We start from the raw sequence: 15511 nt of genomic DNA, 5'->3' as shown, positions 1-15511 counted from the left end.
AAACTATCTAAGTGCTGCCAATATGTATTATAATCACACTCATGATAAGAAATATAGCCTAAATAGCGACAGGGACATACAAATGGCAAATAATCTCGACTTCTTGGTAAAATATTATCCTGAAAAGAAGTTTATTGTTTGGCTTGCTAATGCACATATGTCAAAAATAAATGAAAATGCTTTAAGGTGTGGAAATGAATTTATAAAGAAAAACCCAAATACAACTTATCATATTGCAGTATCCTCTTATTCTTCATTTTATAAGAATGAAAAGTCTATCCAAAAGATACATAGCGATAAAGAGCATCTAATCTCAATACTTCCTTCTACTGAGACAAATTATTTCTTAGACATTGTTAGCTTGTTTAAAAACACCCCTAGCTACACAACTAAGAATTATAAAAAAGATATGACTTTAACACCTTTTCAAATGTCTTGGGACTCAAAAAAACAAGGAATCTTTCAAAATTTTGATGCTATGATTTTCATCAGTGAAGCAGAGAAAGTAAGCTATACGAAATACGACCAACTAATCTTAGAAAAACAGCAATCAAAATAAAAAAGCGTGAGTTAAAAATAACTCACGCTTTTTTTTAGCAATTATAAAGTAATGCATTAACTCTTAATTTTAATACTTATTATTCCGAAGCTTGTAGCAAAAGTTCCATTGATAAAATCTTTCCCAGGAACCTTTTTGTATTCAAAACTCTCTATCCTATCTACAGCTATACCTTTAAAATCAGAAGATTTTTTTAATTCATTATTCCCTTCAGAATTTACTAATACAACAGCATATTCACCTTTCTCTACTAATGGTAAAGCACCTTGATTAAAGAACTTTGTAGAACTTAAATAAACACTTTCGATATACTCCTGTAAATCTATTGCATCCTCTTTATTTAACATTGTCGCATCTTCCACGTCTAATTTTACAGACACTCTTTCTTTTAATCCTTTTTCTTGTGCATATACATTACTTGCCAAACACAAAACTAAAAATACCCCGATTTTTCTCATACCTTCTTAATTTATACTATAACCTAGATTAAATATCTATCTTTATTTCACTTAACTATATGGTTACTGACTTTTAAATGCCAATGGTAATTCATGATTACCCCTCTATTCCCACGTATTTCTCTCCAGAGTGCACTACTAGATAGTTACACATCTTCTTATACATTGGGGTCTCCACTCCCTGTGCAATACCTTGCTTCACCATATAACCTCCCATTATCCCAAGTTCATTATGCTCTTTAAAAGCAGCAAAGTCACTATGCATAGACGTTGTTGACTTATACGGAATTGCTTTTAAGCGCTCTATAATAACCTCAACTACATCCTCGCCAAGAGCAACTCCTTTCTTCTTACTGATAGCAGAAGCCTCTGTGATTAATTGTCTCATTTCTTCTGGATGATGCTCCATCACACCACCAAAACTACTATCATAATAAGCAGTAGCCATAGCAGAAGAAGAGACTAAAATATACTTCTCCCATACCTCCTTAGAGATAGAAGAAGTCGCCTCTGCATGTACACCCGCAGTTTTTAGAATTGTTTCCAAATCTTTCATTTCCTGAGATACTTGACCATCTAGACCAAAAAGAATGCGTTGTCTACCACTCGGATTATCAATTACCCCCGCTTCTTTTAGACGAGAAACCATATACGTACACCCTTGCCATACTCTAGAGGTTCCAAACACTTCTCTCAGCTGCTCATAAGCCTCTACTCCATTTAATAATGGGATGATAACTGTATGTTCACCTACTACTGATTTCATATCCTCTATTGTCTGAGACAAGTCATATCCTTTTGTAGCAAGGATAATATAATCTGTATGCTCGATATCACCCCACTGAGAAGTAGCGATACTAGGATGCCCCACCACTTCACTATCTTTAGACAAAACAGTTAATCCCTTTTCCTTTATTGTTTCAAGATGTTTACCCCTAGCTATAAAGCATATTTCTATCTCTTTACTATCTTGATATTGATGAGCTAATAATCCTCCATAAAATCCTCCTACACCACCAAGCCCTACTATTGTTATTCTCTTTTTATCTTTCATTACTATATATTTTTGTTTTGTGGTTATACTTTTCTGTGAAACAAAAAAGATAGAACACCAAAATAGTAAAAAGCCAGAATACCTAAAAACAAAAAGACTTAAACTTTAAACAATAATTGTAATGAACTTGAAACCTAGCTATTCAAAAGACATATATTGATGCGGATTTAAGGTTGTAATCCGTAATTATAAAAAAAGCCTAACTAGAAATCTAATTAGGCTTTTACTATTTTAATTAGCGAACTAATTTTTTATATTTCAAACGAGTTGGAGCTACATCCCCTAAACGTTTCTTACGATTCTCTTCATAATCAGAGAATGATCCTTCAAAGAAATAAACTTGAGAATCACCTTCAAAAGCTAAGATATGCGTACAGATACGATCTAAAAACCAACGGTCATGGGAAATAACCACTGCACATCCAGCAAAATTCTCAAGACCTTCCTCTAATGCACGTAGTGTATTTACGTCCAAGTCATTCGTAGGCTCATCCAGTAGCAATACGTTACCTTCTTCTCTTAATGTCATTGCTAGGTGAAGACGGTTACGTTCCCCTCCAGAAAGCGTTGATACCTTTTTATTTTGTTCAGAACCACCGAAATTAAATCTACTCAAATAAGCACGAGAATTCACTTGACGACCACCCATCATGATCAACTCTTGACCATCACAGAAGTTCTCCCAAATTGATTTCTCTGGGTCTATATTAGAGTGTGCTTGATCCACATAAGCAATCTTAACCGTATCTCCAATAGCAAATGTACCTGCATCAGGTTGTTGTTCTCCCATAATCATACGGAAGATAGTAGACTTACCAGCACCATTAGGCCCGATAATTCCAACAATACCTGCTTGTGGCAAAGTGAAGTTTAAATCATCATATAACAATTTATCTCCGAAAGCCTTCGCTACACCTTTTGCTTCAATCACATTCGTTCCAAGACGTGGTCCATTAGGGATATAAATCTCTAATTTCTCTTCTAGAACTTTTTGATCCTCGTTTAATAACTTATCGTAGTTCTGTAACCTTGCTTTTTGTTTCGTTTGACGACCTTTAGCACCTTGACGCACCCAGTCTAACTCACGCTCTAAGTTCTTACGACGTTTAGAAGCAACCTTCTCCTCTTGAGCTAATCTTGTAGACTTTTGATCTAACCAAGAAGAATAGTTCCCTTTCCATGGAATACCTTCTCCTCTGTCTAACTCTAGAATCCATCCTGCTACGTTATCTAAGAAATAACGGTCGTGCGTTACAGCAATTACTGTTCCTGAATACTGTTGTAAGTGTTGCTCTAACCAGTGTACAGACTCCGCGTCTAAGTGGTTAGTAGGCTCATCTAATAATAATACATCTGGGTTTTGTAATAACAAACGACATAAAGCAACTCTACGACGCTCTCCTCCAGAAAGAATATTAATAGGAGTATCAGGCTCTGGAGTACGCAAAGCATCCATAGCGATAGCTAGTTTTGTATCTAGCTCCCATCCTCCTACAGCATCTATTTTATCTTGTAGCTCAGCTTGTCTATCCATCAGTTTCTGCATTTTATCTGCATCTTCATACACTTCTGGCAAACCAAACATATCATTTATCTGATTGAATTCATCTAAGATTGCTACCGTTTCAGCAGCTCCTTCTCTAACGATTTCGATAACAGTCTTTGTTTCATCTAATTGTGGTTCTTGTTCTAAATACCCAACAGTGTATCCTGGTGCAAACACCACATCACCTTGATAGTTTTTATCAACCCCAGCAATAATCTTTAATAAAGAAGATTTACCTGAACCATTTAGACCTAAAATACCAATTTTAGCCCCGTAGAAAAAGCTTAAATAAATATCTTTTAATACAGTCTTATTTGTCGATGAGTAAGTTTTACTCACTTTTGACATCGAAAAAATTACCTTTTTATCGTCTGACATAAAGTAAAATATATTGAATTTATTGATTACTAAGCTATAAGCGTTCTATAGCATATTAGCCAAAAATAGTATTAATTAAGGAGATTAGGAAATGTGTTCTACATTTTTTTGATTTTGTCTTGATAGACTATTTCACCTTATATAATTATTGACTCTATCTGAATTTCTATTTACCCTACAAGACCTTTTTAACCTAAGGAACCTTATAGAATAATATTTTTATTAAACCTCTTATCTCTAAAAAATTCATCATTTCACATCGATTAAACCTAAACCACATACAAAAACACAATGTTTAGAAAATATTAACAATAAAAACACATATCCAAGCCTATAATTATTTGTTTTCTATACTTTTAAATACTATCTTAGAGACAACTTTAAAAAACTCACATATATGACAGAAAATTTACTTTTTGCAAAAAGTGAAACTTGTGAAAACAATCACGAAAATCACTATTACGACCCATCAATAGATGCTTACGTTTGCTCAACATGCAACGCAATTTCACCAGCAAATTCTATTTATGATTTCGAAGAGAAAGCAGACGATGAATACGAATTACATATTGGAATCTAAGGTCGACAGAATCTTGTAATTAACTCTAATGTGAGAGACTTAATTACAAGATTTTTTTTATTCCCTTACTTTGGAGAGGTGTCCGAAGGGCAAGATACTTTATCCTTACTTTAAAATGATTGTTATACTTAAAGCTATATAGCCTACTTCTTCCTTCTTAAGATATGGTAAACTTTATAGTCCTTAGTCACTACTTTCTTACTCCAGTCCACTATCTGTTTTCCTTCCTCTAATACCCTCATCATTTTAACCACTAAATAGTCATAAACGGTAGTAAATAGAATAACTACTACACCAATGTATAAGGTGCGCAAATGAAGATACTCAAAGCAAAATGCTGCAGTAATACCTCCTACCCCAAACGAAAAGACAATAGCTACCTTAAGTCCTATATGAGAAAGCAAAAGATTGCGAAGGTTGGCTCTCGTTAGATTAAACAATAACCTCGCAGTTTCAATACCTAAATCGGTGACTATCCCAGTAATATGCGTAGTTCTCACTACCGCCTTAGAAATAAAAGTAACAAGAGAATTCTGTAGTCCCATCGCAAATAGCAGTACATAGGCTATCTTCATTGGATATTGAAACAATATATCTCCTTCGAGATAAGCCACTCCTCCTAATAAGATAGCCTCTAGTATCAAAGGCACTGTAAAATACACCTTGTTCCAAATCAACTTCTGCAACTGTAAGATCACGTGAGAAGTAAAAGATCCTAAGAAAAACGAAACCAATAACAACACTGATTTCAAAATAGCTTGTTTGTTAAAGGTAAGTACCTCCTGAGCAAAATTAGATAAATACCCAGTCACATTGGTTGTCATCAGCTTTAAAGCTAAAAAACCACTTACATTCACCACGCCTCCTACAAATGATAACAACACTGCTAAACGCAGATTCTGCATAAAACTTCTCTCCTTACCTCTGTGTGATAACATAAACTTATAAATTACTCCTCCTCAAACTATAATATAACAAATTTAAAGAGAATTACAAATATATGGGGTGCGGTAGAAGTATTTGTTGAGTTGTCGCGGATTTCCGAATCCGTGACTGTAAACAGCTACGCAATAGTCTCCTGACTTTTTGTTTTTATAGTTGTTGAAGATTTTTGAGTCTCTACACAACTATGCAATAGTCTCCCGACTTTGCGTTTTATAGTTGTCGCAGATTTCCGAATCCGTAATTGTAAATCGGTATTTAACACCTTAAAGAAGATAGATAATTAAAAGTGCATGATAATAAGTTTCCTACTTTATTCATCATTATCCTTCTTCTTATTTAACATCTTAGTTTGTTGTTTCTCGATTTTCTTTACACTCTCTACAGTAGGCAAATCTTCTGGCATCATACCTCCTAATTCTTCAATTGTCTTTCGCACCTTAGCGCCAACTTCATAATGTGTTTCATTCGCTTTTGCTTTACCTTGAATATTCTCTCTGCGCAGTTTATCCTCAGTCTGTGTTGCACGGAACAAATTAGCCGCTAACTCCGTACTGCCCATATGATCTAATATCTGTTGGCTCTTACTTAATCCTTTTTTTTGGTGAATCCCCTTAGCATCTAAACCTCCGTATAAACCTTTATATCCGTGGTTTTGAAAAATAGCATAATCTATTGGCTTAATCACTCTCGCATCTTTTGCTGCAGCAGCAAGTTGAGTATTGTGTTTAGCTAACTCATTTCTTAGAAACAAGCGTCGTTCATCCTCAGTAGACAAATTAGCATATTCATCCATCTGGCGTATTTCTTGTATACGCGTCTGAACTGCAAAATACGTCTGTCCTTGTGCAACAATTTCTTTAGAAGGATCTGCATTTTGAACCACAAGATAACAAGCATAACGTGACATTTTCACACTATCTACCTCACGATGAGCTGTTTTACCAATTGCTATCATATCGAGGATATCCTCGAAATGATCAGTAATATCTTGTCCACTATTTTCACAAGCTATCTTATGGGGAAGCCTACACCTACATCCCAATTATTTTTCCTAAATTAAAAAGATAGGATACTTCATTGATAGATATTTTGTTTTTTTAGACTATTCATCTTTTTTAGTTTTATTAACTTTTCCTTTTCTAATATCGATTAGTTTTGCTATCTCTTCTATTAAAGAATTTGAGTCACGTTTTTCATTAATTGTATTTCTAAAGCCTACTTTATCATCTGAAAGAGCAGATTGATAAAGAGTCTTAACTTTTTCATGGTTATTTTTAATAAGTTTTATAAATTCATCATCATTTAAAAACTCATTCTTTAATATTAACCTAAAAATATCTGATTGCCCTATTAGCAAATCATATTTTATTAAAAGTGGAATAATCTTTTTTGCTATTTCTAAATTTAAACTTACTTGTGAATTTAAAAAGCAAGCTCTAATATCTTTTAAAGTATTAGAAACAGACAATACGTCATTATTAGATTCATAAACATTAAGGACCTTCCACCATTTCTCATCTAAGGTTTCCGCTCTTAACTTCTCTAAAAACAACTTTCCAAATACATTTAAAGATGTTTTTGTAAGTGAAGAATTATCTAAGAATACAAAATATTTAAAAAGACAATCTTTATCCTCATTTTTAAATATTATATTATATGCTTCTTCTGAATACTCCTTAAAATCATTATTAAAGGCAAACCTAATTACTTTTGAAATGTTCAAATCCTGATACTTAAAACAATCCTCTATCAAAACATCTTCCAAATTATTTAAATTAAAGTTATCTTGATCTATACTCCATTTACTTAACTCCACTAATAATTCATTATTTTCTACACCCAAGCCACTTTTTATTTCAGAATACTTCTCCATAAGTTTTATAATATTTACTCTTTTGTCCAATTTTCCGTTAGAAAACATTGTCTTTATTATTTGCTTAAATAGTAAACTATTCTTATAGTAATTTGATAGTAACAATAACTCATCATAGTCAATATAATTTAAGATTGTATTCCCAATTTCTTTTGCTCTTTTTTCATCTTCTGTATTTAGCACATTCGTGAAATATCCCTTATAAGAAGAATTATATTCACTTCCTCTTACTATTCGAATAGCGATTAAGTCAGTTATAATAGGTAATTCTGACACTGAATTATTAGTATATAATGTGTAAATTTGACTATCTGAAAATAAAGCATTTAACTTTGTTTTTTTAAACCTTATCTCTTTTAACTTAACTAATAACTTATCAACATTATCAATATTATTATTTTTAGCATTGCTCTCTACATTAGCTTTTAAATTCCCTCTATATTTCTTAAAATCATACTCTTTAGACAGATATTTTGTGTTTTTAAATTTCAGAATAATATCTATGGTTTGCTCAGATAAATATTTATCTAATAAAATCTCACTTGTATATATTTTAAATTTAACATATTCTTTCCCTACATAGTCAAGCAATTTCATATATATACTTGCAGAAACTTCTCCTCCCACTATTCCATTCTTAACTCTACCAACATCAATTAACATTTCTAAATCGTTAATTAAGTCAAGATATTCATAAATAGTATCCTCATTAACTAATTTAAAAGAACTTTTCAAAATAGCATCTAAATATCGATTATCATTATTACTTTTTAACAAAGCTTTTTGCCAATCATCAATTTCCAATTTATCCATTACAATAAAGGAAGCAAATACTTTATTATAAAGCATTTCCCATGCCTGTTCTCTGAATTGTTTAGAGACCTTAGATTCTTCACGCATCGCATCTAATGTAAGAATCGGATTTTCAAAAACTTCAATTTCAGATATTACTGAAATAAACTGTGAATCAATAAAATCAGCCTTACATATAGAATTAAATCGTTCTATATCTTTTTTAATCATAGAATCTTTTAGCTCCTGCCTATAAATTAACTCTAAAGCACTTTCAACTTCAATATGATAAACTATCGCAGTCAATTGCTTAGCATACTCAGCATCATTACTATAGAAAGAGGTTAATCCACCAAGTATTTCTTTTAATTCTGTAACAGCTTGTAAAGGATTGTCAAGTATTTCATCTTTTCTTAATACGAAAATTGCAATATATCTTTCTCTAAAATTGTTATCTAAAAGTTTAATTGTTATTATTTCATTAATAAATGATATAATCTCTCTTGGTGTTATTCTTCGATTTAAAAACTCATATACTTGAATTACTAATCTAAGTTCTTCCTCTTCATAACTATCAAAGGCTTCTGCCCATCGTTCTTGAAAAAACTTTTTCCAATCAGACATTATCGGTAATGTTATCCTAAAAACAATATCAAATGTTTTATTTACATAATCATCTCCGAATTTAACTACTTTATTCCCCCCTTTATTATTCAACTCATCAAAAGCATATTGTACATGACTCCTATCAAAAGGAATAATCACTTTAATCCTAGAATATGGTTCTTCAGCAAAGAAGATATGAATAGAAGACCATACATTCAAAATATGTTTTTTCGGAAGTCTATCAAAGTTATCAAAAACAATAACTACATTAGTTTTTAGATCATTATCAATGTCCTTCATCCAAGCACGAAACTCTTTTACTGTAGGTTCTTTTTCGCTTACTATTTCAACTTTTGTTTCGTCTACTTTATTATTTGTATAAACTTTAAACAATTGTTGAGTAGCTAAAAGACTAACAGTTTTAAGTTTATTCCATTTATTTAAACGCTTATACATTTCTTCTTCCTTTAATAACAATTTATTTCTCTCTGTATAGCAGTAATAAATAAATAAATAAACAGAAAAGAATAATAATTGGTAAAAGAACAATTATCATTTTCCATAAAATTGGTAAATCTTTTGCAAAGGTATTTACTGTAGGTACATATATTATTAATAATAAAGAAATAATAAAACCAATACTAAGATGTGGAATATTAGTCGTAGTAGTATTTTTTTGTTTACTTATAAGCTTTAATAATTTATCATCCCAATTATACTGATCATTCACTAATTGCTTTTGTATAATAAAATCAGTTATCTCAGCTAATATTGAGTGCCTTTGATCATCTTCTTGGTGTCCCCATACATCATACACAAAAAACTTATGTGTTTTTTCAAGTTTTTTTTCTAGCAACCTAACTAAATTACTCTTACCAGCCCCCCATTCTCCATCAATCCCTATAATTTTAAAGTCTGAGTTACATATTATTTTATCACTTATTACAGTCGCTATCTTCTCTTGAGACCTATTTTCAAATAGGTCTTCTCCTAAAGGTTGATTTGTTAAAAAATTAAATCCATAATTTTTTTCTTCTTCTTTGTTTTCATTATTTTTTACTTCCATAATATATAACTCGTTAGTAATAGTTAACTCTTATTCATATAACATCCAAATATTATTATCTCCAACACTTTCCTACAAACATAACTACTTCATTACTAACTTTAATATGGAAAACCGTAAACATTGCGAATTATTGAGTAAACAACAGTATCTCATAAATATCTACACACCAATAGGATGAGATCCCTCCTTTGTCGGGATGACATAGAGGACGTGAGTGAGAATGGAATGAAATCCCTCCTATCGTCAGGATGATATATATTGTGGATTCAGTGGACGGCTTTAAACACAGAACACAACATATGAAACACGTGTGGCAAGTTTAAACATCACCCCCTTGAATAAGGGCTTTCTATCCATTGGGATCTAACTGTGTGTTAGACGGAAGTATTCCGTCTCTACTGATGTGATGAACAAATATACATGACGCATAGCATCTATTCATTCTAATATCAGTGCTATTGACTCTTCACATAACAATCTAAGTAAACCCTGTATAACATCGAAGGTTGACTATCTAAACTCACTGCTAATTTATTAATCTTAATTGGGGTATTTATTCGTTGTTGTAGCATCGGCACTTTATCTTTAATTACAAAGACATCTTTTACAACTCTTATAATATGTCCTTTTTGGGAACAACAATTCATCTGAAGCTACCCATTTTGATAGCCATATTCACCACTACCACACCTTCACACTACATACAAGAAGAATACCCAGAGTACAAAAGGAGCATCCTTCGACAAAAGCCTTATTTAGCCCACTAAAGTCCTAGCATTGTCCTACAACTGTCCAAGGATCCAAGAAGAAGCCCTGAGTTTACTGGGGTTAAGAGCTATATAGCGTTGAGTACAACAACATCTCAATTTAAAACAAATGACTAATTATCAATTAGTTAAATGAAAACAGGTTTAAAAAAAAGTATACACTTTTTTGCTTTTCAAGTCTTATTTCACTGAAATGAGAAGAAAATGCGGTAAAAAGAGGGGGCTTTTAAGGGAGAAATAAGATTTTTTGATGATAAATAGATGCATTTTTGAAAAAAAGAATGTGTTTTTTTTCAAAAAAGTTGATCAATTTTTTAATTGAAGTTGAATGGATATATTGGACGGTTATACGTCATTAAATATAGATGGGCTATATAGGTAGTCGGAAGAATTCGGGTAGGTATTTGGGATAGTGATATATCATGAATTAAAAATGCGATAACGCAAACGTAGCGATTGCGTGATATGCGTAACTAAAGCCCGAAGGGCTAAGATTCGTAATTGTTAATTTGAAATTCGTAATTGTTTAAAGGGATACAGCCCTACGATTACGGATATATATCACGGATTAAAAATACGCAATAACGCGAACCTAGCGATTGCATGATATGTGCACCGATAGGACATATATACATATCTCATGGCGAAGCCAAACATTCTTAATTTTTAATTCCTAATTCTTAATTGTTTAAAAAAGAAGAGGAGAGCAATGCTCTCCTCTTCTTTTTTAAACTTATACTCTTCCTTTTAAAGCGTTAAAAACCCATGCTATTGCAAAGAAACCGATTCCTACAGCTGTGAATCCCCACCCTGCGATTTCGGAATATTTAAATGCTCCTAGACAGATTAATAAGATACCCATCATAATCATAATCAACGTAGCATATCCTAGAATCTTATTCTTGTTTAAATTGTTCGGCATTATTTATTTATTTTAATTAAATATTTTGATTAACATCTCCTTAAGCAGTTCTCCTTGTGGCATCGCCTGAGCTCCTACTCCCTTACTTTTAAGGTCTACATCCTTTAGATGTGCAATGATACTACTGACTTGCTTCATCTTATAGATTCTAAAACCCATTTCGTAGTCTTTTATTGCGTATTGACTCACTTTTAATTGTTTCATCACGTTAGATGGTGACTTATCTTTCAATCCATGGTACAACAAAAGCTTAGAAAAATAAGAATAAACAAGCCCCATTGTCAATACGATTGGGTTATTCTTTGGGTTCTGTGCAAAGTAATTTGCAATTTTATACGCTTTGAGCTGATTGCGGTCTACAATAGCTTTAATCAATTCAAAATTATTAAAATCTTTACTTATTCCGATGTTCTTTTCTACTACTTCTGCTGTGATTTGTACTCCTTTTGGTACAATTAAAGCCAGTTTATCTATCTCATTCGCTATTTTAGACAAATCTGTTCCTAAGAACTCTACTAGCATTGCAGAAGCTTTAGGATCTATACTATACCCTTTTGCAGTTAGTAATTTCTTAAGCCAAGCTTCTATCTGATACTCTTTTAACTTCTTACTTTCAAATATGATACCAGACTTCTCTATCGCCTTGTAAATCTTCTTTCTTTTGTCTAATGTTTTGTACTTATAGCAGAATACTAATACGGTAGAAGGTTGTACTTGTGCAGCATAAGATTCTAATTGGTCTATAGAACGTGCTAACTCTTGAGCTTCTTTAACAATGACAACTTGCTTTTCTGCCATTAAAGGGAATCGCTTTGCATTAGAAACAATGTCTTGAACAGTGACATCTCGCCCATATAATACCATTTGATTAAACCCCTTCTCTTCTTCTGTCAATAGATTATCTTCAATATACTCAGAGATTTTATCAATATAATACGGTTCTTCCCCCATCAAAAAATATATAGGAGCAGCATTCCCTGCCTTTATATTCTTTATTATGTCCTTTACTTGATCCAAAATATTAGTTTTAAATATTGCTCAATACCAGTAGAAAAAAAATATCTTTGCTTTATGCAAAGACTGAATTTCCCACCGTTTGATTTTCGTTTCAAAAATAGTGAAAATAAGCTATCTATTTTTGATGTTATCCGTAAAAAGTTTATTCAGCTTACTCCTGAGGAATGGGTAAGACAGCATGTGGTACATGATTTGATCTATACTAAAGGTTATCCTCTTTCCCTCATCAGTGTAGAGAAAGTAGTGAGAATTAATGGAATGACGAAACGATATGATGTGGTGATTTTTAGACCTAATGGTGAAATCTTTATGCTCATAGAGTGTAAAGCACCTGAGATAAAAATTACCCAAACAACATTTGATCAGATTGCTCGTTATAATTTTCAATTAAGATCAACCTATCTGTATGTCACCAATGGGCTAAATCATTACTACTGTCAAATGGATTACGAAAATAGTAAATATGTGTTCTTAAGAGAATTGCCAAATTATAATGAGGAATTAGGAAGGAAGAATTAGTTAACAGTGAATGGTTGACAGTTGACAGTGAACGGTTGACAGCATTGCCCTACGGGCATAATGTACTTAGATGATGTGATACACTATATATTGATAACATATGCTAAACGACATCACGATTTCACCGATTAGCTGACAGTAAACGGTTTACAGTCTTACAAAACTATAATAGCTCAAAGTCGGGAGACTTTGCGCAGCGAGAGTCGGATACTAAACGACATCACAAAAAAACGATTTCACAAAAAAGAAAAACAAAATGAATAAAAAGTTTGCCGTAGCTATTTTAAATTGGAATGGAGAACAGCTGTTAAGACAGTTTCTTCCTTCTGTACTGAAGTATTCGGACAAAGCTAATATATACGTTATCGATAATGCTTCTACTGATCAGTCTATAGCTGTTCTAGAACAAGAATTTCCTTCTGTTCATATTATTCAGAATAAGCAAAACTATGGTTTTGCTCAAGGATATAATGAAGGGTTAAAAGATATTCAAGAACCTTACTTAGTACTGTTGAATTCAGATATCGAAGTAACCGAAAATTGGTTAGACTCGGTAGAAGAAATATTTGACAAACAACCTCGAGTAGCTATTGTACAGCCTAAAATTCTTGACTATAAACGCAAAACGCACTTTGAGTATGCAGGTGCTGCAGGTGGTTTTATAGATTCGTACGGATTCCCATTCTGTAGAGGGCGTATCTTCGATACCATAGAAGAAGATAAAGGACAATACAATGATATTATAGATATCTTCTGGGCTTCAGGTGCTTGCTTTTTTATCCGTAATGAAGTTTACCAAAAACTAGGTGGACTCGATGAAGACTACTTTGCTCATCAAGAAGAAATAGACTTATGCTGGCGAGCACATCATCTGGGATATAAGATTAAGTACACAGGGTATTCTACTGTGTATCACGTTGGTGGAGCAACTTTAAAGTATCAGAGTCCAAAGAAGACTTATCTTAACTTTAGGAACTCTCTACTTACTTTGTATAAAAATCTACCTTCTAAAGGCAAGTTCTCTACTATCTTTTTAAGATTGTGCTTAGACGGCATCGCAGGGGTAAGATATATGCTAATGTTGCAACCCAAACATTGCTTTGCAATTGTTCGTTCTCACTTTGCATTTTACAAACGCATTCCTATCTTCAAAAAAAAGGTATCAAAATCTCCTGTAAAAGAGTATTATCGAACTAAATCAATTGTTAAATTATATTATATTCAAAAACGTAAGACTTATATTAGAATATTCTAATTAAAATAGTTTAGGCTTTTCTTTCTATATTGCCATCTATTTGCTATATTTGACAAAACAATTCAATCATTTTTTAATTATGAAAAAAGTAGTTTTAGGATTATCTGTTTTAGCCTTGACATTAGGTTCTTGTGGTACAAAACAGAAAATTGCAGACTTAGAAGCTAAAAACAAAGAAGTACAAGATTTATTAAATACATGTACTATAAAACTAAACTCTGCTTTAGCTGAGAGAAATGCTTTCTCTAACGAGATCGAGCATTTGAAAAAGAACAACTCTGACTTATTAAGCAATATGGGTAACATGACTATGTTAACTTCTAAAGGTGCTGAAAACTTAGAGAAAACTTTGGAGAGCATGAAAGAGAAAGATCTTAAGATCACTCGTCTTCAAGATGCAATCACGAAGAAAGACTCTGTTACTTTAGCTTTAGTAAGAAGTGTGAAGAAAGAAGTTGGTTTCGATGATCCAGATATCCAAGTTAACGTAGAAAAAGGTGTAGTATACATCTCTATCGCTGACAAATTATTATTCAAAACAGCTGGTTATGAAGTAAGTTCTGAGGCTAAACGTGTATTAGCTAAAGTAGCTGCTATCGCTAAGAGCAAACCAGACTTCGAAGTAATGGTAGAAGGACACACAGATAACGTATCTATCAAAAACGCAATGATGAGAGACAACTGGGATCTAAGTGTTAAACGTGCGGTATCTATCGTTCAAGTTTTACAAAATGACTTCCAATTAAACCCTGGTCAATTAGTTGCTTCAGGACGTGGAGAGTATGTACCATTAGTAGAAAACGATACTCCTGAAAACAGAGCTAGAAACAGAAGAACTAGAATCGTTTTACTTCCTAAGATTGATCAATTCTACGATATGATCGAGAAAGAAATGAAAAGTATGACTAAATAATTTTAGTTATTAAAATAAAGAAAAGGGCTGTCTTTTAAATAAGATAGCCCTTTTTTAATTATAAATTTTCAATTAGGAATTAGAAATTAATTACGAATTTCAAATGACGAATGACGATTTTAATGCGCGTCACATCATGGATTTCTAACAATTCTTAATTTAATTTAAAAAAGCTACCTAGCGTTACCACTAGATAGCTTTATCCCAAAATAAACATTAGCCAAATACTACAAAGCCATTCTACTTCATAGCTCTTTC

General features: G+C 32.4%; 14 protein-coding genes. 5 read left to right on the top strand and 9 right to left on the bottom strand.

The window, feature by feature from the left end; genetic code table 11:
• Positions 1 to 22 precede the first annotated feature (22 nt).
• Positions 23 to 559 (top strand): erythromycin esterase family protein, encoded by a 537-nt coding sequence (locus tag MPR_RS07925; protein ID WP_139177099.1) that lies wholly within the window; start codon positions 23 to 25, stop codon positions 557 to 559.
• 56 nt (positions 560 to 615) lie between these two features.
• On the opposite strand, the gene MPR_RS07920 is transcribed toward MPR_RS07925, so the two are convergent.
• The 3 genes from MPR_RS07920 to ettA all read right to left on the bottom strand — a co-directional run bounded on the left by MPR_RS07920 (position 616) and on the right by ettA (position 3995).
• Positions 616 to 1017, bottom strand: coding sequence for a hypothetical protein (locus tag MPR_RS07920; protein ID WP_041891198.1), 402 nt, complete (start codon positions 1015 to 1017; stop codon positions 616 to 618).
• Positions 1018 to 1114: 97 nt separating this feature from the next.
• Positions 1115 to 2071: a ketopantoate reductase family protein gene (locus MPR_RS07915; RefSeq protein WP_041891194.1), complete on the bottom strand. Its 957-nt coding sequence runs from the start codon at positions 2069 to 2071 to the stop codon at positions 1115 to 1117.
• 235 nt (positions 2072 to 2306) lie between these two features.
• Positions 2307 to 3995: an energy-dependent translational throttle protein EttA gene (ettA, locus tag MPR_RS07910; RefSeq protein ID WP_041891189.1), complete on the bottom strand. Its 1689-nt coding sequence runs from the start codon at positions 3993 to 3995 to the stop codon at positions 2307 to 2309.
• A 397-nt stretch (positions 3996 to 4392) separates the two neighbouring features.
• Between ettA and MPR_RS18280 the strand changes: the two genes are divergently transcribed.
• Positions 4393 to 4575: a hypothetical protein gene (locus MPR_RS18280; protein WP_006261104.1), complete on the top strand. Its 183-nt coding sequence runs from the start codon at positions 4393 to 4395 to the stop codon at positions 4573 to 4575.
• A 143-nt stretch (positions 4576 to 4718) separates the two neighbouring features.
• Here the strand turns inward: MPR_RS18280 and MPR_RS07905 are convergent, their stop codons facing one another.
• The 6 genes from MPR_RS07905 to holA all read right to left on the bottom strand — a co-directional run bounded on the left by MPR_RS07905 (position 4719) and on the right by holA (position 12566).
• A complete protein-coding gene (locus MPR_RS07905) occupies positions 4719 to 5513 on the bottom strand; it encodes a YoaK family protein (RefSeq protein WP_041891186.1) in 795 nt (264 codons plus the stop codon).
• A gap of 317 nt (positions 5514 to 5830) precedes the next feature.
• Positions 5831 to 6562 (bottom strand): DNA damage-inducible protein D, encoded by a 732-nt coding sequence (gene dinD, locus MPR_RS07900; RefSeq protein WP_302848093.1) that lies wholly within the window; start codon positions 6560 to 6562, stop codon positions 5831 to 5833.
• A gap of 60 nt (positions 6563 to 6622) precedes the next feature.
• Positions 6623 to 9247: a P-loop NTPase fold protein gene (locus tag MPR_RS07895; RefSeq protein ID WP_139177097.1), complete on the bottom strand. Its 2625-nt coding sequence runs from the start codon at positions 9245 to 9247 to the stop codon at positions 6623 to 6625.
• Positions 9248 to 9269: 22 nt separating this feature from the next.
• A complete protein-coding gene (locus tag MPR_RS07890) occupies positions 9270 to 9857 on the bottom strand; it encodes a P-loop NTPase fold protein (RefSeq protein WP_041891179.1) in 588 nt (195 codons plus the stop codon).
• A 1503-nt stretch (positions 9858 to 11360) separates the two neighbouring features.
• Positions 11361 to 11549, bottom strand: a complete 189-nt coding sequence (locus tag MPR_RS07885) for a CAL67264 family membrane protein (protein WP_006259008.1) — start codon at positions 11547 to 11549, stop codon at positions 11361 to 11363.
• A 12-nt stretch (positions 11550 to 11561) separates the two neighbouring features.
• On the bottom strand, positions 11562 to 12566 hold the full coding sequence (holA, locus tag MPR_RS07880; protein WP_041891175.1) for a DNA polymerase III subunit delta: 1005 nt from the start codon (positions 12564 to 12566) through the stop codon (positions 11562 to 11564).
• Between the two features lie 54 nt (positions 12567 to 12620).
• Between holA and MPR_RS07875 the strand changes: the two genes are divergently transcribed.
• The 3 genes from MPR_RS07875 (at position 12621) to MPR_RS07865 (ending at position 15253) form a co-directional block, all read left to right on the top strand.
• Complete coding sequence (locus MPR_RS07875; protein ID WP_006261082.1) at positions 12621 to 13085, top strand: type I restriction enzyme HsdR N-terminal domain-containing protein; 465 nt, start codon at positions 12621 to 12623, stop codon at positions 13083 to 13085.
• A 256-nt stretch (positions 13086 to 13341) separates the two neighbouring features.
• Positions 13342 to 14340: a glycosyltransferase family 2 protein gene (locus MPR_RS07870; protein WP_041891170.1), complete on the top strand. Its 999-nt coding sequence runs from the start codon at positions 13342 to 13344 to the stop codon at positions 14338 to 14340.
• Positions 14341 to 14419: 79 nt separating this feature from the next.
• The gene (locus MPR_RS07865; RefSeq protein WP_041891166.1) at positions 14420 to 15253 is read left to right on the top strand and encodes an OmpA/MotB family protein; all 834 of its coding nucleotides are present in this window, start codon (positions 14420 to 14422) and stop codon (positions 15251 to 15253) included.
• Positions 15254 to 15511: the final 258 nt, after the last annotated feature.

The organism is Myroides profundi (genome assembly GCF_000833025.1).
Taxonomy (GTDB): domain Bacteria; phylum Bacteroidota; class Bacteroidia; order Flavobacteriales; family Flavobacteriaceae; genus Flavobacterium; species Flavobacterium profundi_A.
This window is presented reverse-complemented; position numbering and strand designations above follow the sequence as displayed.